The sequence below is a fragment of the Prevotella sp. HCN-7019 genome (assembly GCF_037890215.1).
In the GTDB taxonomy this organism is placed as follows: domain Bacteria; phylum Bacteroidota; class Bacteroidia; order Bacteroidales; family Bacteroidaceae; genus Prevotella.
The window spans coordinates 515158-538606 of sequence record NZ_JBBKBO010000002.1 but is presented as its reverse complement, the minus strand read 5'-3'; the positions used below and the strand labels follow the sequence as shown (position 1 = coordinate 538606).

At 45.2% G+C, this 23449-nt stretch carries 19 protein-coding genes; 11 read left to right on the top strand and 8 right to left on the bottom strand.

The window, feature by feature from the left end:
- Positions 1 to 1855 precede the first annotated feature (1855 nt).
- A complete protein-coding gene (locus WKT13_RS05130) occupies positions 1856 to 2128 on the top strand; it encodes a transposase (protein WP_340323103.1) in 273 nt (90 codons plus the stop codon).
- 67 nt (positions 2129 to 2195) lie between these two features.
- Here WKT13_RS05130 and WKT13_RS05125 read toward each other — a convergent pair whose 3' ends face one another.
- Positions 2196 to 2489: a hypothetical protein gene (locus WKT13_RS05125; RefSeq protein WP_340323102.1), complete on the bottom strand. Its 294-nt coding sequence runs from the start codon at positions 2487 to 2489 to the stop codon at positions 2196 to 2198.
- A complete protein-coding gene (locus WKT13_RS05120) occupies positions 2473 to 2715 on the bottom strand; it encodes a hypothetical protein (RefSeq protein ID WP_340323101.1) in 243 nt (80 codons plus the stop codon). The genes WKT13_RS05125 and WKT13_RS05120 overlap by 17 nt, the downstream gene beginning before the upstream one ends.
- 53 nt (positions 2716 to 2768) lie before the next feature.
- Here WKT13_RS05120 and WKT13_RS05115 point away from each other — a divergent pair, with 53 nt between their 5' ends.
- From WKT13_RS05115 to WKT13_RS05105, 3 genes are all read left to right on the top strand, one after another.
- Positions 2769 to 4010 carry a head maturation protease, ClpP-related gene (locus WKT13_RS05115; RefSeq protein WP_340323100.1) on the top strand — a complete coding sequence of 414 codons (1242 nt, stop codon included), beginning with the start codon at positions 2769 to 2771 and terminating at the stop codon, positions 4008 to 4010.
- Positions 4011 to 4021: 11 nt separating this feature from the next.
- A complete protein-coding gene (locus WKT13_RS05110) occupies positions 4022 to 4897 on the top strand; it encodes a hypothetical protein (protein ID WP_340323099.1) in 876 nt (291 codons plus the stop codon).
- Between the two features lie 693 nt (positions 4898 to 5590).
- On the top strand, positions 5591 to 7603 hold the full coding sequence (locus WKT13_RS05105) for a glycosyl hydrolase family 95 catalytic domain-containing protein (protein WP_340323098.1): 2013 nt from the start codon (positions 5591 to 5593) through the stop codon (positions 7601 to 7603).
- A 465-nt stretch (positions 7604 to 8068) separates the two neighbouring features.
- Here the strand turns inward: WKT13_RS05105 and WKT13_RS05100 are convergent, their stop codons facing one another.
- The 5 genes from WKT13_RS05100 to WKT13_RS05080 form a co-directional block, all read right to left on the bottom strand.
- Positions 8069 to 8482, bottom strand: a complete 414-nt coding sequence (locus tag WKT13_RS05100; protein WP_340323097.1) for a DUF5024 domain-containing protein — start codon at positions 8480 to 8482, stop codon at positions 8069 to 8071.
- 13 nt (positions 8483 to 8495) lie between these two features.
- Positions 8496 to 9005 (bottom strand): hypothetical protein, encoded by a 510-nt coding sequence (locus WKT13_RS05095; RefSeq protein WP_340323096.1) that lies wholly within the window; start codon positions 9003 to 9005, stop codon positions 8496 to 8498.
- Complete coding sequence (locus tag WKT13_RS05090) at positions 8995 to 9480, bottom strand: RNA polymerase sigma factor (RefSeq protein ID WP_340323095.1); 486 nt, start codon at positions 9478 to 9480, stop codon at positions 8995 to 8997. Before WKT13_RS05090 ends, WKT13_RS05095 begins: the two co-directional genes overlap by 11 nt.
- A 100-nt stretch (positions 9481 to 9580) precedes the next feature.
- The gene (locus tag WKT13_RS05085; protein ID WP_340323094.1) at positions 9581 to 10780 is read right to left on the bottom strand and encodes a GIN domain-containing protein; all 1200 of its coding nucleotides are present in this window, start codon (positions 10778 to 10780) and stop codon (positions 9581 to 9583) included.
- Between the two features lie 225 nt (positions 10781 to 11005).
- A complete protein-coding gene (locus WKT13_RS05080) occupies positions 11006 to 11857 on the bottom strand; it encodes a hypothetical protein (RefSeq protein WP_340323093.1) in 852 nt (283 codons plus the stop codon).
- A gap of 1140 nt (positions 11858 to 12997) precedes the next feature.
- Between WKT13_RS05080 and WKT13_RS05075 the strand changes: the two genes are divergently transcribed.
- The 4 genes from WKT13_RS05075 (at position 12998) to WKT13_RS05060 (ending at position 18524) form a co-directional block, all read left to right on the top strand.
- The gene (locus tag WKT13_RS05075; protein ID WP_340323092.1) at positions 12998 to 14164 is read left to right on the top strand and encodes a sensor histidine kinase; all 1167 of its coding nucleotides are present in this window, start codon (positions 12998 to 13000) and stop codon (positions 14162 to 14164) included.
- A 194-nt stretch (positions 14165 to 14358) separates the two neighbouring features.
- A complete protein-coding gene (locus tag WKT13_RS05070) occupies positions 14359 to 16026 on the top strand; it encodes an RNA-binding domain-containing protein (protein ID WP_340323091.1) in 1668 nt (555 codons plus the stop codon).
- Between the two features lie 487 nt (positions 16027 to 16513).
- Positions 16514 to 16873 (top strand): BlaI/MecI/CopY family transcriptional regulator, encoded by a 360-nt coding sequence (locus tag WKT13_RS05065; RefSeq protein WP_340323090.1) that lies wholly within the window; start codon positions 16514 to 16516, stop codon positions 16871 to 16873.
- A 94-nt stretch (positions 16874 to 16967) separates the two neighbouring features.
- Positions 16968 to 18524: a M56 family metallopeptidase gene (locus tag WKT13_RS05060; RefSeq protein ID WP_340323089.1), complete on the top strand. Its 1557-nt coding sequence runs from the start codon at positions 16968 to 16970 to the stop codon at positions 18522 to 18524.
- A 247-nt stretch (positions 18525 to 18771) separates the two neighbouring features.
- Here the strand turns inward: WKT13_RS05060 and WKT13_RS05055 are convergent, their stop codons facing one another.
- Positions 18772 to 20535, bottom strand: coding sequence for a DUF4091 domain-containing protein (locus WKT13_RS05055; protein ID WP_340323088.1), 1764 nt, complete (start codon positions 20533 to 20535; stop codon positions 18772 to 18774).
- A 1025-nt stretch (positions 20536 to 21560) separates the two neighbouring features.
- Between WKT13_RS05055 and WKT13_RS05050 the strand changes: the two genes are divergently transcribed.
- The 3 genes from WKT13_RS05050 to WKT13_RS05040 are packed head-to-tail and all read left to right on the top strand — an operon-like array spanning position 21561 to position 23309.
- Complete coding sequence (locus WKT13_RS05050; protein WP_298618129.1) at positions 21561 to 22094, top strand: YceD family protein; 534 nt, start codon at positions 21561 to 21563, stop codon at positions 22092 to 22094.
- Between the two features lie 6 nt (positions 22095 to 22100).
- On the top strand, positions 22101 to 22286 hold the full coding sequence (gene rpmF / locus WKT13_RS05045; RefSeq protein ID WP_021993472.1) for a 50S ribosomal protein L32: 186 nt from the start codon (positions 22101 to 22103) through the stop codon (positions 22284 to 22286).
- Between the two features lie 3 nt (positions 22287 to 22289).
- Positions 22290 to 23309, top strand: a complete 1020-nt coding sequence (locus WKT13_RS05040; RefSeq protein WP_340323087.1) for a beta-ketoacyl-ACP synthase III — start codon at positions 22290 to 22292, stop codon at positions 23307 to 23309.
- Positions 23310 to 23449: the final 140 nt, after the last annotated feature.

The window sequence follows — 23449 nt, the reverse complement described above, 5'->3', positions numbered from 1 at the left end:
TATTCCAGTGTCTTTTCACGTTCCAGAATCGGTGTTTTTAAAGAAAACCCGAGGGGAGAACTTATAATTTCTCTTGACTTTTTTTGACAAAATATTTTCTAAAAATAGACGTAAGGGGATGCCAAATTTCATATAATAAAGACTCTTTCTGCCTGAACAGCATTTTGATATACCCTATACCATATTCTGGAACAAATTATTCGGTGTTCTGATAATACCCGTTTGAGGGTCTGATTTCGCCTTCGTGATGACGTGATATTAGGCATTTCAGCCCCTGATATGGGCCATTTCGCATGCTGAAATGGTGCTTATTGCAAGGCAGAAAAGTGATTATTAAATGTAAATCATTGATATTTAGTGTATTGCAGGAATCTTTCATAATTCGCGTATTTGCGTCCGAATAAGACTCTGCCCGTAAATACTCTCTTATTTTGAGGGTATAACAGGAAACTAAGATCCGAAACATCAAATTCTGCTTATAATTTGAAAGTAGGCCGGATGCCTTCCTTTCTGCATAAGAAAACAACGCTTATTCATGAATGGGGCGACAGTTTTCTATATAAGGGCGGTAAAACGAAATGTATATTTTAGAAGTCCTGTAAAAATGTTGCAACTTGTTGTATTACAGCACGTTATTTGTTTTAGGTGTGGGACCCTTGTGCAAAACGAAATGTAACATTTATATAACATTTATGTAACATTGAACAGTTTATTTTACAGTGTTCAACGAGAAAATATAACATTGATTAAAAAAAAGGTGCATTTTAGGCGATTTTAAGGCGTTATTTACTACTTTATGCGCTCTGATCAGTAACACAAACATAACGCCACAACGGCAAAATAAATGCACTATTTTACATGTGCAAAGCGTTTTTTACAACAAAATATTACACGATGATTATTTATATAATATATGCAAATTATTCCATATAGTTATTATTTGGAAGTATTTGCAATAAATAGCCGGAATAATAATAAATAGTAATATACAGATGACCAACATTTTTGTATTTTACATACGAAAATGCTTTTTTACACTTTTTAAATAATCAGGCTGTTATAATGAATAATAAAAATATATCGTAATATACGAAAGAGATAAAAGGGTATAAAAATACTAATATTTATTTGTAAGTTACTGATTGAACGAAAGTTATATGATTTTATAGCATTATGCGTATTTTACATGTTCTAAAACACCTAAAATTTGGTATTTATATTACACACATTAATATTTTAACTATCTGTAAGTTATTGATTGAACGAAAGTTATACAGGAATTGAACAAAATACACTTTCTATATATTCTAAATCACCACAAATTTAGTATATTTATAACGTTAAAATATCTTTAGTTTGTTAAATCTTACATTTGGGGGGGCATTTGGGGGGACATTTGGGTGGACATGCGTCCCATACATAGAAAATAATATCTATGATAAATATTGTTAATTATTTTATTTTGGCATAAAATATGCTAACATAAAATTTATGATATAAAATCTGTATGGAAAACACAAACAATCTGTGTATCATGCAGGATGGAATATTAAAGCAGCAGCGGCCACAGAAACAGGATATTTTGACATGTTTACAGGCATGATCCACACAGCATGTTAACAAAGGCATAAACAACGTGCGCACTTAAATCCGCTGTTTATATGCTTGTCGAAATATAGGACTTCAGGAAACGGAGAAACCGTATGTCTGTGTATGATAACATGATGGAAGATTAAAGGGCAACAGCGGCCACAGAAATGGGCGTTTGGGTATTTTTTATGTACGATAATATACGTGTTAAAGAAATAATTATCAATATTCGTACAAATAAAAAAGATATTCATATTTTTGTGACATGAAAGGAAGAAATAAAAATTTAATTGAAGAAAGAGACCAAAAACTCTATGAAAGATTTTATTGTCTTGTTGAGGTAAACAGAATGCGGTTTGACGATGCGGTAAAATATTTAGCGGAAAAAGAATTTTTCCTGTCAGAAGCGCGTGTTATTCAACTTTTAAGAAAAAAGATACAAGAAGGTGCGACCGTAAACGGAGAAAGATTTAAATTTCCTCTATTCATGGGTTTTCGTGACATGAAAAGAACGAGAATACACAACAATAAAAATTAAATGTTGTGCCAATAAAAAAAACAACCTGTAAAACAAATATTTACAGGTTGTTTTTTATATTAAAATATTAAATATAAATCTCGCATTTTTTCCTTATCGGCATTTCTGTTTTTTCGCCTTTGTCGTTAAAATATTTCTTAAACATTGAGTATGCCTGTTGTTCATTTAGTTCAAATTCTTGCATAAGCGAAAGAAAATAAAACTTTTCATCCTCTGTCATACAGCAATCATTTTTAGAAAGTGTGTCTGTTAAACAAGATATAAGCGAAATTTTTATGCTTTGCAAATCATCATAACTTACTGTCTCATTAAAAACAACGGCTAAATGATCTTTACCGTCCAGATTAATTTTTGCAATCATGTTTTTTATGTTTAGGAATAAAAAAAGCACACCTTAGGTGTCCTATGCCTAAAAAACAAAGCATTGGGGCGTTTCCGCTTACCACACCATAGTGTGCTATATTTTTATAATAAAATTTTGCAATCATTGTGTTTTTTATTTTAGGATGCTGCAAATATAGTATTTTTCTTTTTTTCAAGCAAAAGAAACAGAAAAATTTATCAGTTTGATAGTGTTTTTGTGCCATATTGTGTAGTTTACATATATTTGCAAAAGAAAAAAAAGAAAAATTTTAACATTATGAGAATAAAAAACAGGCTGATTGTTGGTGATGAAAAAAATACCATATTGCTTTACGGAGAGATAGGTGAAGTAATTTCGGCAACAGATATAAAAGCAGAGATATTACAGGCCGAAAGTAACGGAAAAACTATCGAAATGCGCATTAACTCGCTCGGTGGTGACGTATATTCCGGTCTTGCTATTATAGAGGCTATAAGGCAAAGCAATGCGGATATACGCATGTTTATTGATGGTGTTGCCGCTTCAATGGCAAGCGTTATCGCCATGTGTGGCCGTCATATAGAAATGGGGCGTTACTCTCGCCTCATGCTTCATGCCGTGAGTGCAGGCTGTTACGGCAACACAAACGAAATGTTACAGTGCATTCAGGAAATGAAAAAAACAGAAAATCTATTATGTGAAATTATTTCAAAAAAATGCAACAAAACAGCAGAAGAAATAAAAAATAAATATTTTGACGGTGAAGATCATTGGCTTTCTGCCGATGAAGCATTAAGCCTTGGCCTTATAGATGGTATTTTTGATATGGAAAAAATACAAGAGCCAACAACCGAAAATATATACAACATAACAAACAAACGTAAAGGCGTTAATTTGAAAGATGATTATAGAGCGTTTAAATTGCATTTGAGCCGCCTTTTATCATTGGATGGGCATTCGGACGAAACCGAAATTTTTAACGCAATAAACAGGCTTAAAACAGGAAAAAACGGATTGTCTTCCATGGTTGATAATGCCGTGAAAAAAGGTTGGATAAATAATAAAGACAAAGACGTATATATCTCTTTGTTAAAAAATGACACAAAAACGTTTCTGAAAAAGTATGAAACATTAAAAAACGAAGACGCGGCAAACGTGATAGAACTTATATGCGAAGCCCAAAACAAAGGCATTATTTTAGCATGTGAAACAGATGTATATAAAAGCATAGGTGACGAAATGGGCGCAAATGTTCTATGTGATATATTGCAAATGAAGCCACGGCCAAAACGCGCTGTGAGGTATTTGAATTTAGATTTTGCGGATCGTTCGGAATGGACTTATGACGATTGGCGAAATTTTGATCCGAAAGGACTTGCGGAAAATCCAGAATTATACAAGTTACTAAAAAACAAAAGGAGCGGTAAAACAATGGAAGCAAGGACTTTGGAATGGTACAGAAGAAACAATCCGGAATATCTGGAACAGCATCCGGATTTTTATAAATCATTGATAGATAAAGAATATAACAAACAATAAATTATTAAATTATGGCATTAAATACGGAAGTTTGGGTAAATCAATTAAAAGAAAATTTTTATCCGGAAAGTAGTTTTTTGAACAAAGTTCTTGATTATTCGGGCTTAGTCAATAATAATAAAATACATATTGCATCTGCCGGAATAGACCCGAAAGTGCTTGTAAATAACAAGACATATCCTATAAAAATTGTAGGCCGTGATGATACGGATAATGAATTGCCGTTGGATAAGTTTGAAACAGAAAATACTATTGTACGCAGACCGGAAGCAATAGAATATTCTTATGATAAATTGGAAAGCGTGTTGAGACAACACCGTGCAACTTTACAAAAGGCGGTTGCAATAAAAGCCGCACATTCTATTGCCCCAAATAGCGATACAGATGATACACCAATAGTACCGACAAATGGCGAAGATACTAACGGTAGAAAACGTCTTACTTTTGAGAATGTTCTTGAATTAAAAGAGCGTTTTGATGCTGCCGAAATTCCTATGGATAAAAGGTATTTAGTGCTTCATCCGAAACACGTTTCAGACCTTTTAATGCAAGATATGAAACTCTTTAAAAACTTAACAAATATTGTTGACGGTGAGCCAATAAAATTTGCGGGGTTTGGTTGTCTTTCGTTCTCTCACATGCCTACATACAGTTACAGTGGAAGTGTTTACACAAAAGTAGCGTACGGTGGGGAAGATACACAAAATTTTGCAAGTTTCGCCTTTTATATGGATGAAGTAATGAAAGCTGATGGTGATATTTTTATGTACTCAAAAGAAAATGATCCGGCAGAACGTGCAACAATAGTAGGATTTGACAAACGATTTGTTTGTATGCCGATAAGAAACAAAGGTATAGGCGCAATCGTTAGCGCAAGTTCTTTGTAAGATAATAAAAAATATATATATTTGTGATACCGTTTTCGGTATCACTTTTTTATTTAAATATATGCAATATAGACGTTTAAAAGCTATTGAAAAAGTTGCTAAAGTAATAAAGGCACATTATGAACCGCAGAACCATGCGAAGTGTTATAAACAGATATGGCGTAATTTTATTCAGCCCGAAATGGGGTTGTCATACCCTACTTTTGTAAGATACATAAAAGAAATTAAACACAATAAAGAAATTGATACAATAAAAGCATAACGATTTTGTTAAATTATTAACAATAAGCATGTGTTTTATTTGTTAAAAAATATAAAACAGAATTGCTATACAATTATGTTAATTTTTTACATTTCGTTTTGTCAATTTTTTACATTTCGTTTTGCCGGATTTATATAGAAACTAATTTTCTTCTGAATCTGTGTTGAGCCGATTTTCCTCCGTTTTATATTTTTATTTAATGGTGTGCATTATTAATACATCGTTCCGCTGCGGTAAATTTATTTATCAGAATTATTATCGCGAGCTTCACAGTGTCGCTTATTTCCATTACTTTTGTAGGAAATATCAAGAGACACACATCCTAAGGCCGGCAGATTATGAAAATCTATTTCTCATTTTAACATGATGCCGTCATGGCGTAAGGATGAACCATACGATAAAACATATAACTTAATAATTAATTTAATGTAATGAAAAAGACACTGTTATTCTTATTACTGTTCATTCAGTCTGTTTTTTCTTTTGCGGATAATACGGCCGGATGGAGTATTTCCACAACAGAAAAAGAAGGTGATTATTACGGCACAGTTGTAGCCAGCGGACGTATCGGCATACTGCCGTGGAGAGAGCCGTTCTCGATAAGGGACGTGTTTCTGAATCATGTGTTCGACGCTGACGGAAAGAACGGAGTGAGCCGTGTGCTCCGAGGCATCAACCCTTTCCAGATGCAGGTGTATATAGACGGCCGGCGACTGGAGATGAATAATGTGGACGACTGGAAACAGACGCTGAGCATGAAAGAGGCTGTTCACCGCTCATCGTTCTCATGCATGAAGAAGGCCAACGTGAGTTATGAGGTGCGTGCGCTGCGCAATATGCCGTATGCAGGACTTATAAGCGTCAATGTCGAAGCTCTTGAGGACATGGTTCTGGATGTCCGCAACATGCCGGTTGTGCCGAACGAATATAAAGAACCGGTCACAGAGATGCAGAGCATAAATGTGGAGGGCACAGAGTTGCAGATAATGCGCACCCATGCTTATTCATTATACAGAAACTGTGAGGTGTCCGCTTCGTCGGCCTTTGTGCTTCCGAAGAACAGCGATGCCAACGTGATGAGCTCTGCCAACACCGTCGAGATATACAAACATCTGACGAAAGGCGAGAAATTCAGCTTCAGTCTTATCGGTTCCATCTGCACAAACCGCGACTTCATCGATCCGTACAACGAATCCAACCGCCAGGTGATATACGGTGTTTACGAAGGAATCGACCAGCTGATGAGTGTTCATGAGGCACAATGGAACGAGATATGGAAGAGCGACATCATCATCGAAGGCGACGACGAAGCCCAGACCAGCGTGCGCCTCGCCCTGTACAATCTCTATTCGTCAATCCGTGCGAACAGCCGTTTGAGCATACCTCCATTCGGTCTTTCGTCACAGGGATACAACGGCCACATATTCTGGGATTCAGAAATATGGATGTATCCGCCGCTGCTGTTCCTCAACCACGACATGGCCCAGTCGATGATGGAATACCGTTTCGATCGTCTCGGTGCCGCACGCAAGAAAGCAGAGGCCAACGGTTATATGGGAGTGATGTTCCCGTGGGAGAGCGATGACGCAGGTGAGGAAGCCTGTCCGACGTGGGCTCTTACCGGTCCGTTCGAACACCACATCACCGGCGACATTGGTATTGCCGCCTGGAACTACTACTGTATGACTCAGGACAGGAAATGGCTTGAGCAGAAAGGCTATCCGTTGATAAAGGAGATTGCCGACTTCTGGATTAGCCGCGCCACGAAGAACGCCGACGGAACATACTCGATAAACAACGTTGTGTGCGCCGACGAATACGCCATGGGCGTGGACGACAATGCTTTTACAAACGGAGTGGCAATCGTTTCGTTGAGAAACGCATGCAAGGCGGCAGCTCTTTGCGGTATGAAATATCCTAAGATATGGAGCGAGGTGGCAAATAAAATAAGCATACATCGTTTCGATGACGGAGTGATAAAGGAATACGAAGATTATGACGGACGCGGCATAAAACAGGTTGATGTCAATCTCTTGGCTTATCCTTTGCAGCTGGTTACGGACGCATCGGATATTAAGAAAAACCTTGTATATTACGAAGACAAGATAGACAAGAACGGTCCTGCCATGTCGTTCTCCATCTTTGCCGTGCAGTACGCACGACTGATGCAGGGTAAGAAAGCATACGAGATGTTCGTACAGGGCTACCGTCCCAACAAGCTGCCTCCGTTCGGTGTGATATCCGAGGGCGCGGGTGGCACAAATCCGTACTTCACTACAGGTGCCGGCGGTATGCTTCAGGCTGTCATCAATGGTTTCTGCGGACTGGAGATAACCGACAAAGGCATACGTCAGCTGCCGTCAGTACTGCCTCCGCACTGGAAGAAACTCACCATAACTGGAGTAGGTCCGGACAAGAAAACATATACGAGGGTTCAGAAATAAAACATAACCTGCACGGCTTGAACGCTATGTAAAGGCCGAATCCTGTTATCATATCTTCGCCGTACGTCTGACACCGGAGCATTGTGCTCATCCGGTTTCAGCCGTACGGCGGAGTTTTTTGTTTCTTCCTTTTCTAATAAGACGTGACGCTAACGCTATGTACGCCTTTGTATCATTATGAACGTGGTGTGACATCACAGTCAGGTTTTATCATGCGCATCCTTGCCGCATTCGGTTTTTATCTGATGTTTCCTGTGTATAAACCGTTCCGATTTATAAAAACAAAAAAAGGAAGCTATGGCTGCCACCGCTTCCTTTGTACTTTTTCTATATATTGTTCACGTAGCCTGTCTATTTCGCCGGCCGTACATCCTCGTCACGGCAGAGCACTTTCAGGCAAAAATCAGGAGCTTTCCGTTGTCCGTCAGAATCTTTTACAGACTGTCCGCACGCTATTTCTGCTTCTTATCCATACTTAATGATGACCGTTATCTTGGCCTTTTCATAGCGTGTGTCGCGTCTTTCCGGAGTGTATGGCCTGGTGCAACGCATCATGTATATGCGGTTCTGGCGTTCGCCGCGCACCGTCAGCATGAGTGTGAGTCCTTCCTCGTCGCGTTTCTCCGTGAAGTTTCCGCTCTTCGACTCACGCCTGAATGCGTTGATGAACTCGTCGATGCCCATATGGTTAAGCTCTATCACGTTGACCACCTTCTGCACCTTGCGCGTCTTCGGGTCGCGTTCCACGGCCGAGGTATATTTGCTTGTTCCGCGCGACGAGTAATTGTCCATCATGTCGTCTATCCTGTTCTGCGCCGCGACATTCATCATTGCCGCGACAAGCAGCAGCGCCGTTATGATAATTCTATGTATGTTCATATATGTGATAGTTTTATTCGTTCAACATAAGTTCCACCTCCCTGCGCATGTCAGGATCGGATATGTTGTCGAGCACATCCTGCTCGGCACGGTCTATGACGTTGTGCTCGGCCCGCTGTTCTATGTGGCGCGAGTCGGCCAGAGCCTGCTCTATGTCGCCCCGTATGGTTCTCAGGTCGTCTATGCGCCGGCCGTTCTCTATGACGTAGCTGCCGCCGTATATGCGTGCCAGCGACTGTTCTTCGCGGTAATCCGAATAGATGGCTATGCCTACAGCCAGTGCCAGCACGGCCGCCGCGCCCATAAGTGCACGCCGTATCATGCTCACCGTCACGGCGTGCCGCGGCTTCTCCTCGCCCATTGCGCCGAAAGCCTCCATCACCGGGCGCATCTGCTCCAGACTGTCGGGCAGTCTTTTGCGTCGGAACACCTTGTACAGCCGTGCTTCCTCTTCCGTAGTTGTCTCACCGTCGAAGAAGCGTTCCATGAGCTGTTCTATTTCTTTTGTCTTCTTACTGTTCATTTCCGATGTCTTCAATATAATGTTTCCTCACCGCCATTCGCGCCCTGCTCAGCGTCTTGCGTACGGCGGCCTCGCTCGTTCCTGTCAGTTTTGCAATGTCTGCGGTGCCCATACCGTCGATGTGGCGCAGGCGAAGTGCCACCTGTTGTGCCGCCGGCAGCCGGTCGATTACCTTCATCACGTGCAGGAAAGGATCGTTGTCTGTCGCCGTTTCTGCCATGTCGCGCTGTTCGGCCGACAGAGGTACCATCACCGCGTGACGCCTCCGCAGACTGTCCACACACAAGTTTCTGACAACGGCGCGCGCCAGAGCCGCCATAGGACTGCGCAGTTCGTCGCGCATGGCCCACAGCTTTGCAAGCGTCTCCTGTGCTGCGTCCTCGGCCTCGCTTTCGCTGCCCAGCATGTGTGCGGCTGTTGCCACAAGCATGGAGCGCAACTGTCCGGCCTCGTGTTCGAATTCTTCCGTTGTCATCTGTTTCCTTATGCTGTTTCTATCTTTGCGGTGCGTGTCGCAGCAGTGCGCACTGCTGCCGCCCGCCGTTGTTGTCTTCTGCCCGCTGTCGGGGCTGGGATCAGAACTTGTTCAGTCTCGATGTGTTCACATGTGATATTCCCGAGCCGTCGAAAGAAGTGTTGTCGGCCGTTCCCGAGAGCGTCACATTTATCTGTCCGCTCGAGTTTACCTTTATGCTGCGGCAGTCGAGTGCCATTTCGAAGTTGCCTATTCCGCTGCAGTTGAGTTTCGCTTCGCCGCCGGAGAAACTCATCTCGTAGCGGCTCTGTCCGTTCACGTTCATGTCCAGCTGTTCCGATTTCAGCTTGCCGTTCCTTCTGTCAACTCCCGAGTTGGTTATGCTTATGGCGTTTGCTGTCACGTCTCCGTCGTTGTCTGCCTGTCCGGAGTTGGCATAAGTATAGTTGTTGTCCAGATGGAATGAACCCTCCATTCCGTACATTCCGGTGTTTTTCAGGGTGGCAGTCGAGCCTTTCACGTCGCCTGATATGCGCAGTTGTCCGCCATTGCTGCATGAGTAGCTGCCGGTCAGGTTGAACGCGCTGCTCATGTTGCATACTCCTTTGTTGTACAGATTGGCCGTAGAACCTTCCATGTTGCCCTTGATGTTAAGCTGTCCCGAGTTGTTTATTGTCAGACTACCACCCTTTATGCTGTTGCTTTGGAACATCAGCACACCCATGTTCTCCAGCGAAAACATATTCATGTCCACTGTCGGCATCTCAGCCGTCATCCTTCCAGTGTTGTCGATGCTCAGTCCGCTGCCACCTTTGCCTGATACGTTCTGCACATTCATATTGAGTATTCCCTTGTTTTTTATCTGCAGTCCGTCGCCGTTGAGTTGCTTTGTATAGAATCCCATTATGCCGCGGTTCTCTATGACACTTATCTCCGGAGCTGTGATATACAACGTGATTTTATCCTGTTTTGAGTTGTCATCGGAATCGGGTGCGTTCTTTTTCGTTTTCAGTACGAGAGTAGAACCGCTCACCGATATGTCGCATCTGTCAATCTGTTTCTGGGTAGCGCGCACCTTCACGCTGCGTTTTGTGTCCTGTGTATAGTGTATGTCCACAATCACAGAAGCCTCTATTCCGCTGAAACTGCCCAGATTCAGTGTTTTTTCCACCTCGCCGTTGCCTGGCAGTTCTGCTCCGCTCGCCATGTAAGTGGCCGCTGTGCTTTTGTTTGTTCCGCTGCATGAAGTCATGCATAATGACGTAGCTATAATTACCAATGCCAATGTTTTCATTTTCATAATGTGTATTTTAATTTTGTTTCATGTCTTATTTAACGTGAGTCATACGAATGATTGATGTCTGTAATGTCGGTGATCAGCGGAAACCGTTGCCTTTCCGGATTGGACTTTTATGGCGAAATGCTTTTACGCGAGATGCTCATCCGGGCAGGTTGTCCGTCGGATGGAAATACAGCTTTTGCCAATCCGCGAAGGCACGGTGAACGCCTTTATCCCAAGGACAGACTATTGTTGTAGGCGCGCTGTTTCGTATGGGACATACTTAAAGTATTCTTCAAACTTATCAATACGGTTTACATGATAAGTCTCACCGCAACCGTTTATCTTAATCTGGTCTGCCGTAAACGAGATAAGCGACCAGTATATTCCTCCGTCGGGATTGAACACGCAGGCATTAGGATTGAATTTGCTGTTGTCGATCTGCAGATTGTCTGCGGCAACAGTATAATTATCAGGTGCCATATACGATGTCAGTTCTCCGGTATTATTGTTGCGCATCATACGGATGTTCTGAAAAAACAATGTGCCGTTATCGTTGTTCGCCGTTGCTGCTGCTCGGATATATGTCATGTTAGGATTAATCAGATAGATAAACATGTGGCGGTTGGTATTGACCTCACACATAAAGACATCGCCGTCTTTTCCAAACTTAGCGCCAAGCCTCCATTCCTGTAAACATTTGCCTACGTCTGACTTGCTGTTCGCACGGGATTTCTCATAAGGCTTGCAGGTCTCTATCTCCTCCACTTTAGACATCACCTTGTCTCCGATACGCAGAGTCCTGACGGCTGTTCCGTTAACCGTCTTAACCTCATCGGTGAGTTTGAGAGGCGCAACCGCCTCAACTACAAATGCCGAATCCTTGTAAGTGGTACGGCTATATATATATTGTGTCGGGACATTGAGAAATGCTCTCAACCCCTTTGGAGTCTTCTCGAAGAACATACAGACACTGTCTGTTATGACCGCTTCGGCATCGTTTGATGCCCAGACGCCGCGATATTTTGAAAAATCACCGGCGAAAGACATGCCGTGAAGTACAAAGGTAAGTAAAAAAACAAAAAATAGCCTTTTCATAATATGTGAATATAATTGATTTAACGTGGTCCGACGAATTGTAAAAGTCTGTAAGTCCGGCAATCGGTTAAGACCGTTGTATCATTATGTTACTTAAAATCAAGGAAACACAAACCTATGGTCACCGAGAGCAAAGTATTGTTATTTAACTTGAGTTCGGCGAACTGTAAATGCTAAAGTTTTCATTTTCATAATATATATGTTTTTTATTCTGCTTTGCGTTTTACTTATATTACGCAATATTTACGTATTTGTGACATTTCGAGCATTATTTTTTTTGATTTTTTGTTAACGGGGATGGCTGGTATATGACGCCAGGAAGGAAACGGGACTGCGGTGTTTACTCTCGGATAAGTGTTGCTTCCTTATGTGTGGATGAAAACGATATGGGCAACTTTCAGATTGAAAGCAGATTTTGATTTTTCCGCCTCAGTTTACTGATATACCCCGAAAAATAAGCGAGTATTTGCGGGCAGACTCTCCATCGGACGCAAATTCGTGAAAAATAAGAGATTTATGCAAGGTGTTGTATGTCAATGGCTTACATTCGGGGATAATTCTTTCATCATGTAAAAGATACTGTTTCAGCACGTGATACAGCCTGTTTCAGGGCCTGAAATGAACTATATCACACCCTGAAACAGACGAAAACAGAGGATAAAACGGGCATTATCGGAACGCAGAACGGATTGTCCGGCATTCCACTACAGGGTATACCCCAAGTCTGTATGGTCTGAACCGGCCTTTATTATGCGGAATTTAACATTCCTTTACATCTCTTTTGCGAAAATATTTTGTCAAAAAAAGTCAAGAAAAACTGTAAGTGCGCCCCTCGGGTTTTCTTCCGAAACGCTGATATTAAGCGTTAGGGAATACACGGGAAGTATGCCTACTTCCTGCGATGATGATTTGTCGGTTGTGGCAACGCGGATTTATCGTTACGTGAGGAACTGTCTGTGCGGTCCACGTTCCCCTGCGTTGTAAGGACGTTTTGCGGCATTATACGGCACTTAATGAATAAAAACCAAATCTCCATTGATTTTCTGCGGAGTGCGTGAAATGCGCTTCATCCGGTCCGTCCGGTCGCAGCCGTCATCCGCCGAGGCAATAAACCGCACAAAACCTCGTTATCATATCAGTATGCAATGGACAGACCAGATACGCAGGGTTAAGATTTTTCTTGTTGTGGCAGCCGTCATCATAGCTGTCGCATCGCTGCTCGTGTCCCATTTTCTCATCCGCGACCTCTCGGCAGAGGAGCACAAGAAGATGGAGACGTGGGCCGAGGCCATGCGTACCTTCAGCAATGCCGACAGCAACGCCGACCTCAATCTCGTGCTCAAGGTGCTCAACGGCAACACCACTATTCCCGTTATCGTGATGGACGAGAACAAGAACGTGCAGACATTCCGCAACCTCAGTATCAGTTCTTGTTCCAACTATGCCGACACACTCGCCTACGTCAAGGCCGAGGGGCTGCGCCTGCTCCATTCTGATAAGGTGATAAAGGTTGCGCTGTCCGACAATGTTCCGTCCGACTACGTGTATGTTTGCTACGACGACTCCGTTATGCTCCGCCGCCTGTCTTCCTATCCTTACGTGCAGCTCGGCGTGGTTATGATCTTCGTTGTCATAGCCATCTTTGCGCTGCTCACGTCGAAGAAGGCCGAGCAGAACAAGGTGTGGGTGGGCCTGTCCAAGGAGACCGCCCATCAGCTCGGCACACCTATATCGAGCCTTATGGCCTGGGTGGAAGTGCTGAAGGAGACTTATCCGTCGGACGAACTTATCCCCGAGATGTACAACGACATCAGCCGCCTGCAGCTTATAGCCGACCGCTTCTCCAAGATCGGGTCGCTGCCGGAGCTTGTGCCTACCGACCTGCGCGACGTCATGGACCATGTGGTGAACTATATGGACCGCCGCACGTCGTCGAAAATCAGGATGACCTGCTGTTTCCCCGACACGGGCGTCATCGTGAACATCAACGCTTCGCTCTTCGAGTGGGTGATAGAAAATCTCTGCAAGAACGCTGTCGATGCCATGAGTGGTGAGGGCAGCATCACCATAACCGTTTACGACGAGCCCGGACGCACTGCCATTGAGGTGAGCGACACGGGCAAGGGCATACCAAAGAAGAATATAGGCAACGTGTTCCGACCGGGTTTCACCACAAAGAAACGCGGATGGGGCCTCGGACTTTCGCTTGCAAAGCGCATCGTGGAGGAGTATCACCACGGCCGGATATTCGTGAAAAGCTCTGAGCCGGGACGCGGCACGACGTTCCGTATAGAGTTGAAGAAATAGAAATGATAATATGAAATCATAATTACCCGGTCATTTACGATTATTGTGGTAATGTTTATACAAACAACATTCTTATATGAATGGATGTAAGTGTTGTTGAATAAAATATTGAATAATAATGGTACAGTGTTATTATTCATTCCATTTACATTTTATATCTTTGTGTATTGAAAGTCTGTTGAAAAGTTCCGTTTATGACAAAGCAAGAAATTTCAGAATACGTACGAATACAATATCCTCGCGAAAACGAAGGATGTGATTGGAAAGAATATAAAAATCTTAGAAACAGCCTTTGCGGACATGAAGGTGATGATGTGGTGTCGTATGTGTCAGCCATTTCCAATATGAATGGTGGTGCGATAGTTATTGGAATACAAGACAAAACTTTCGATGTAGTAGGTATTCAGGACGTTGGAAATTACACAATAGAATCGGCAAAGGCAAAGATTGTGGAGAAATGTAGAAATATATCCTCCGAAGAACTGAATATAGATGAACTTACTGCAGAAGACACAGGTGAAAAAGTATGGATAATAACAATACCTAAACATAAATCGCGTCTGCCTGTTTATGCGCACAATAAGGCTTGGCAACGTATCGGAGACTCTTTGGTTGAGATGACTGATGACAGGCTGCGGACAATCTTATCAGAACTTGTTATAACAGATGACTGGAGCGTCGCGGTTGTTGAGGATGCTACGATTGCAGACCTTGACCCGGAGGCAATAGAAAAGGCGCGTAAGGAATACACAAAAAGGAATCCGTTCCGTAAGGCGGAAATATCAGCATGGGACGATACGAAGTTTTTGGATAAAGCAAAAATCACAATTAACGGTAAGATAACCCGTACAGCTTTAGTTTTGTTGGGCAAAGAAGAGAGCGAACATCTGCTCACACCATACGTAGCTTGCATACGTTGGTCATTGCGCGAGGTAGGAGCAACCCAGAACAAAGATTACGAAATACTGTCTATACCCTTATTGTTAAGCGTTGACAAACTTTATAATAAAGTGCGTAATGTCAAATACAGACTTGTACGTCCGGACTCTATGTTTCCTGATGAGATGTTGCGTTATGATATGTTCAACATCCGTGAGCCACTGAACAATGCCATAGCACACCAGGATTATACTAAATGCGCAAGAATAGAAGTAGTGGAATATGAGGATGATCATATTATATTTCAAAACTATGGAACGTTTTTGCCGGAGAGTGTTGAGAATGTTGTGACGAAAGATTGCCCGGAGTCGGTTTATCGCAATCGTTTTCTTGTGGAAGCAATGCGTAACCTGAATATGATTGAAACAGAAGGAGGTGGTATCAAAAAAATGTTTGTCAATCAACGGATGAGGCTGTTCCCTATGCCGGAATATGACTTGTCGGACAACAAGGTAAGGGTGATGATAATAGGAAAGGTTATTGATGAAAACTTTGCTCGTATATTGACGGACAATCCTGAATTGCATCTTGATGATATAATGTTGCTTGACAAAGTGCAGAAGAAAAAGTGCATAACTGATGAACAGGCCGCCTATCTGAGAAAACGCAGATTTATAGAAGGTCGTAAACCAAACTTTTATCTTGCTCATAAAGTGGTTTCAAAGACAAAAGATGCAACCTTGAAGGGACAGTATATAAAGAACCGGAGTTTTGATGATGAATACTTTATGAAACTGATACTGGAATATTTAAATAAATTCGGTAAGGCTTCACGTAAAGATATAAACGGATTGTTGGCAGGAAAACTGTCGGATGTGTTGGATGACACACAAAAGAAGAACAAGATTGATTATCTGTTGAAGAAGTTGAAAGAAAGAGGTTGCATCGAATTTAACAAAGAAAAGCAGTGGATTTTAAGCTGAGAATTCCGCGACTTTTCCGCGACTTTTCCGCGACTTTTCCGCGACTTTTCCGCGACTTTTCCGCGGAGCTTATTTGTAATGTGTTGGTATAGTGGTATTTATGGAATTGTTATAATAATATGTTTCAGTGAATGCTATCGGTATTCAACGTGTTTGTGTTATTAAGCAGAGGGCTAATCGATAGAAGCCAGAACAATGGTTTTAAGTTATTCACTCTGGAGGTTTGTGACTGATCTGGCTTATCATGCAAACAATATGGTTGACCGCAGTGAGAATGTTATTGGTGACTCTTATATGAAATGTGCTTGGCATGCAGTAAGCCGAAGTAAGATAATCTGGCGTTATTGTCCTGAATTTGCATTGGGAAATGTTATGTTAACTAAAACAATTAGTTAAATAACTAATCGTTTTAGTTTTATTAACTCTCTTTTCTTGCACTCAACTAAAAGTTTTAGTTACTTTGCCATTGTAAAAAACAGAAACTGTTATGAAGACACTTACAAACAAGGAAGAAGAGATAATGAATCATTACTGGAGTCGCGGCGACATGCAGATACGCGAACTTCAAAGTTGTTATGACGACCCGAAGCCGCATGTGAATACTCTTTCGACGCTCGTGCGCATACTTGAGGAGAAAGGTTTCCTGTCGCACCGCGCTCTGTCGGCACGCAGTTTCCAGTATTTCGCCACGGTGAGCCGCGACGAGTATAGCCGCGGATCGCTGAAAAACGTCATCAGCAAGTTCTTCGGCAATTCCTATCTCGACGCTGTGTCGTCGCTCGTGAAGGAGGAAGACCTCACTGTGGACGACCTGAAGAAACTAATAGACATGGTGAAGGACAAATAGTTCCGCGCCATTATCCGTTCTCTCCATGGCGTGCAGGCCATTGTCGTGCGCCCGTCATACAATCAGACAAAGCTAACCTGTAAACATTATCACAATGGGAATGTTCTTCGTATATATAATAAAGGTGGCAGTTTTTCAAACCATATTCTATCTGACGTACAAACTGCTGCTCAGCCGCGAGAGCTTTCATGCCTTCAACCGCGGTGTACTGCTCACGATGCAGGCGGCCGCTCTCCTGCTGCCTCTCATGCACATTACGCTGGAGACACCTGCTCCCGTACATCAGACCATCGCCCTTGCCGAAGCCGCCTTCGTACAGACTGCGGTCGAAACAGAGGGCGACGGGGCGGGGCTGACGCTCGTGCAAGTGCTCACGCTGGTGTGGATAGCCGGTTTCGCGCTGCTTCTGTTGCGCTCGGTGGTGTCGCTGTTGCGCCTTACGATGCTCCTGCGCGGCGGCCGGCGGTGTGAGACCTGCGGTGCGGTGGTGACCGTAGTGCCTGGCGACAGAGCACCTTTCAGCTGGTTCCGGCGCATAGTCATCAGTGAGAAAGACTACGCGGCGGGAGCCCGGGAGATAGTGATACACGAGCAGGCACACGTGGCCCGCCTCCATTCCGTCGATATAGCTCTGTGCAACACCATAATAATGTTCTGCTGGTTCTCGCCGGCGGCGTGGCTGTTGCGTGCCGAACTGCGCGATGTTCACGAGTATGAGGCCGACGACGCCGTGCTCCGCCGGGGTGTCGATGCATCCGGATATCAGCTACTTCTCATACGCAAGGCAGTGGGCGAACGCCTTTTCGCCATGGCAAACAATCTGAACCAAACCAACTTAAAAAAACGTATAACTATGATGAAAATGAAAAAATCAAATCCGTGGAACCGTGTCAAGGCAGCCGTGGTGCTTCCTTTGGCCGCAGTGTCAGTGTTTGTATTCGCCATTCCGGCAGCCACAAAGATGGCCGGTGAGGTGGCACTGGAGAGTGACAAGGTAGTATCTGAAGCCGGCGCAATGATTGTGAAGGCAGACACAAAGAGTGAGAACATGACATCGGCGAAGGCTTCCGCTACCAGCAAGACGGCTATGCCTGCTGAGTCGTTGAAACAGTTGATAAATGTGGGAGCAAAGTCTGTTCCTAATGATATGCTTGTGGTGATTGATGACCGTGAGACAGACATGAACGAGTTGAATGGTCTTGACGTGTCAAAAATAAATTCGGTGACTGTCCTTAAGGACGATTCTGCTACTAAGATATATGGTGAGAAGGCGAAGAATGGAGTAATTGTCGTGACCATGAAAAAGTCTGCCGGTGAGTCTTCTGCTTCTTCCGCATCTTCAGAAAATAAGGCAACAGCAGGCAAGGTGAATACTATTACGATACACCAGAAGGACAAGCCGGTGACAGTGGGTGACGTGAAGGACGTGAGAATTGTCACGTTGAACAGTGAAGGAAAGAAACCAAAGAGAGTCGAGATTTACAATATGGATAAAGAACCCACCTATATGATTGACGGCAAGACCGTGACAAAGGAAGAGGTTGAAGCCCTTTTGCCGAACGACATAAAGTCGGTAGTGGTGGATAAAGGCGGCACTTCAGGCAAGAACACTGTGAATATATTTCTTAAAAAGAAAACAACAGACGAATAATCCGCGCTTCCGTTGATCGGAACCCTGCAACATCTGTCTGTCTCCGGCGCACAGCGTACGGGACGGACAGATGGATTTTACGTTTCATCATAGTAGGTCATAATATTTATTCTGCGCGATACGGGCATGGCAGCGGCACGGTGGCGGCATGCATATCGCTGCGGAACGTATAACGAAGAAGACCGTGGCACGGGCTGAGAGCCTCAGTGCCACGGTCTTCGCATATTGTCGCGGTGTGCCGGCGGCGTCATAGTCTGTTTATGGCGGCCTTCGCCCTGTTCACGGCTTCTGTGGCCGTTGTCTGGTCTAGCAGCTTCTCGTCGAACGCCGACAGTATGTTTTCTATCTTCTTCAGCATCGACTTGTTGCCTTTGCTGCGGGCTTCCTCCTTCAGCAGGCGCACCTTCTCATACTGCTGTATGCCCTCCGCCATACGCTCAAACCTTATGGAGCTGCGGCCGTCGGGATAGACAAGGAACGGGTCGCCGGCCGGCCATGCGGTGAAGCATGCATCGGTGAGCGGACTTGCGGTCCAGCTGTTGAATGCCCAGCGCAGATATCCGTCGAGGTCTTCCTTTGCGCTGTGCCATGCCAGCCACTCCGACTCTGCCGGCGGACTCTGTATGAAGGTGTTGGGGCGCGGCGGTGTGCAGCATGTGTAGAACGTGGTGTTCATGCCTGCTGCGCGTCGGCTGGCTACGGTTTCGGCAGGGAATTTCTCGTTTATTATCACGCAGTAGTCGTCGAGTTTGTCCTCAAGTTCCTTGTGATATGAGCCTGCGAGCGCCACCTTGAAGCCGCTGTCGGCCTTGCGTATCACCTCGAGCGTGGCGAGCATGTCCTTCAGCTGGCGTTCATCCATGGCTATGTGGGTGATGTCGAACCATCCCTTCTCTTTCAGGTGAGCGGCGAACGAGCGGAGCATCTCCGTCCACAGCTGTTCGTAGGCCTTGTCGCCCGGATTGGCGTCGATGGCTTTGAACGAGTTGGTGGCCTGATCGAGGTAAGAGAAAGAGAGCTTCCACGGAATCATGGAGTAGCAGCTTATCTGTTTTTTCACGCCGAGACTCATCATGAACTCCACCCATTTGTCGAACGCCGTGTAGTCGAACGCCCATGTGCCGTCGGCCTTCTTCATCCACGTTATCATGCTCGGGAAGGCGTCGTAGGTCTGTCCGTTCCACGGACGGTGCATCATCGGCACGGTGATGGCCTTGCCGCCGGCGTCGGCGTAGAGCAGCATTATCGGGCGCATGAGTCTGAAGTGCTCGTTGCTGAACGGCTCCACGTTGTAGTAACGGGCCACGGCGTAAGGATTCTGCCATAGGTCTAAGTGGAATTTCCAGTCTTTGGCTGAAGGTAGTGTACGGTTTGTCACCTTCAGGTTGAGGCGCAGCGACGCTATCGTTTTGCCGCCAGCCTTCACCTCTACGGTGCCGCGATATGTGCCTGCCTTGGCATTCTGCGGCACGCTTATGCTCACCCATCCGCAGCGGGTGGTGTTGGACTCCATGTCGAGTTGGCGCGTGAGATGGTCTATCGGGTCGGCCACGAGAAAATGTCTGTACTCCTCCTGATTGCGTCCGCCGCACGTGTTCTGTCCGTCCTTCTGCAGTTCGTCCGCCATTACATATCTCACGAAGGCCGTCCGTACGTTCGCCTTGCTTATTGTTGAGGCTGAGCCGGTGAGGTCGCCTGCCTCGAAGGTGAGTGCGGACAGTTTCTCCGGCGTGCTCACTGCGAGCTGCGCCGACACTTTCTCGCCCCGCCATGCCGTGAGACTGATGCTCCCGGCGGTGGCCTTGGCGGGCAGTTCCTTGTTGTAACGGGTGTCGGTGTCGCCCCATCCTGCGGTGACTTTCTTCACCGCGCTCCATGCCTTGGCGTCTGTTGCGGTGGGGTTGGGCAGTTCGTTGTAGTCTGTCGTTGCTTGTCCGAACGTGCACAGCGCGCCTGCTAACAGCGCGGCGAGCATTGCCGTCCGTCTTTTCCTGATAGGTTCTGGTTTCATGTTGGCATTATTGTTTTTGAGGGTTAGTATGTTGGTTTCCTTTTATCGGCATGAAAAGATGCGTGCATCCTGGCGGAATGGTGTTCTGTTCTGTGTCTTTCCGCCCGCAGTCTTGTGTATTATACAAAGGTAATGAAATACAACAACTTGCGCAAAAGGATGATATGTTTTTTAATTTAAATTATCCGTAGGGCTTCATACTGCTCTCATTTCTGCTCATGATGTGCGGACGATGGCTGACAGCGACGGCGCGGACGGATACTCCTCATCGGACCATCCGCAGAGATATAAAAAAACAAAAAGCGCAGTCGGAAAAGTTAAATTTTTATCGTGGAAATCTCGTAAAAACTGCGTGAAATCGTCCGTGACAGGATTTTGTTCGGAAAATCGTAAAAATGACGAGTCTTTGTAAATTGTTGACAGATAGTGATTTACCGGAGATGATATTCCGGCGGTATTTTCTTCGTCCTGCGAAAGAGCCTTTATTGCACTCCGATACGGGCCGTTTCAGGTGGTGATATGGTGCATATCAGGCCCTAAAACAGTTAATATCAGAGCGTGAAACGGGCTCTTTCGCAAGACCGTCAGCGCGGTGCCGCTATGTGGAATGTACGGAACGGGCTTTCCGGAGAGCATCCGGCGGACGGAATTTCTCTGTAATCGGGAAAATGATGTGTTAAATCCAGTGTGCGGAATGTGAATGGATGTTAATGAAAATTTGCAAATACGTGCGCATGCAGGGTGGGGGATGCTCCTGCCGGCGTGTCATTGCCGTGTGGCTGTTTTTGACGTTCGGGTGGCCGGTTTTGGTTGCACGTTTCTGCCTAAGTGTGCGAAAAGGAGCGGCAAACACGGCCCGTTATCGGTGTCAGATACTTAAATAACATGATTTTTTGCTTTTTTATGTGCTGGTATGAAAATAATTTGTAACTTTGCATCCCAAAGGCAGACTCTGCTCTGTGTGCGTGTGAAGCAAACGGTTTCCTCGCGTCGGCACTGTCTGCGCAGACTATCCTTATAGCCCGATGTTCAGCTTGGAGTCTTTTAAAATAGATTTGAAAGGGTTGGAGACCGGCGTCACGACGTTTCAGTATGACCTCGGCGATGCTTACTTCAGTGCCGTTGGCGGTTCGGAAGTAGGTGGAGGCGACGTGCATGTCAGTCTGGATGTCCGCCGCTCGTCAACTCATTACGAACTTGATTTCTCCATTTCGGGAACTGTGACGGTGGCCTGCGACCTGTGTCTCGACGACATGGAGCAGCCCATAGAGTCGCACAACCACATCGTGGCTAAGTTTGGTGACGAATGTTCAGAAGACGAAAACCTCGTCATTGTCGATGAGAGCGAAGGCGTTCTCGACGTGGCGTGGCTCATATACGAATTCATTGCTCTTGCCGTTCCCGTCAGACATGTGCATGCACCTGGCAAATGTAATCCTGTCATGATAAAGGCTCTCGAAGAGCACTCGGCTGCCCGAAGCAGCGAGGAGGACGGTGCGACAGCGGTGGATCCGCGCTGGAGTGAACTGGAAAAATTAAAAACAATAATTAAAGATTAAAAGAAAATGGCACATCCTAAAAGAAGACAGTCAAAGACTCGTACACTCAAAAGAAGAACTCATGATAAGGCAGTAGCACCTACACTGGCAGTATGTCCTAACTGTGGCGCTTATTATGTTTATCATACAGTATGCCCGACTTGCGGATATTACAGAGGCAAGGTGGCAATCGTAAAGGAAGTTGCTGAATAATCGATGGGAAAGATCAACGCGATAATCACCGGCATCGGCGGATACGTGCCCGATTATGTCCTCAACAATGAGGAACTGTCGCGCATGGTTGACACGAGCGATGAGTGGATCATGACTCGCGTCGGCATCAAGGAACGTCACATCCTCACCGAGGAAGGCCTGGGTACAAGCTATCTGGCGCGCAAGGCTGCCAAGCAGTTGCTGAAGAAAACAGGCACGGATCCTGATACCATCGATGCTCTTATTGTCAGCACTACAACGCCTGACTATAAATTCCCGTCAACGGCTTCTATCGTTCTGGGCAAACTGGGACTGAAGAACGCTTTCGCATTCGACCTCGAGGCAGCATGCTGCGGATTCCTTTATGCGCTCGACATGGCTGCGTCGATGATCCAGAGCGGACGCTACAAGAAAGTGATTGTCATCGGAGCCGACAAGATGTCGTCGCTCGTTGACTATCGCGACCGCACAACATGTGTGCTCTTCGGCGACGGTGCCGGAGCTGCTCTTGTTGAGGCTACGGAGGAAGAGAATGTAGGTGTGCAGAACACTTACTTCCGTACAGACGGCATGGGACTTCCGTTCCTGCACATGAAAGCCGGCGGTTCGGTTTGTCCTGCTTCTCATTTCACCGTTAACCATCGTCTCCACTATCTGTATCAGGAAGGCCGCACGGTGTTCCGTTATGCAGTTACCAACATGGGTGACGACGTGCTCAAGGTGATGGAGAACAACAATCTGACAGCCGACGACGTGAAATGGGTTGTTCCTCATGAGGCCAACATGCGTATCATCGAGGCAGTGACCAAGCGTGTGGGCATCCCTATGGAGAAGGTGATGGTGAACATACAGCGCTACGGTAACACGAGTGCTGCTACCATTCCGCTCGCTCTCTGGGACTTCGAGAAGCAGCTCAAGAAAGGTGACAATGTGATATTCACAGCGTTCGGAGCCGGTTTCGTTCACGGAGCTTCATTCTACAAATGGGCTTACGATGGCGACAAGGTGGCTGACGCGAAGTAAAGAACAATATTATCAAGAATCATAGGAACGTGTGCACGGCTTGATGCTGTGCACACGTTTTTGTTTTTATGTCTGTGGGGATATGGTTTCGCCGGACGGGAATGAGTATTGCGCGTGGGCGGCCGGCGCCGGTCTTCATG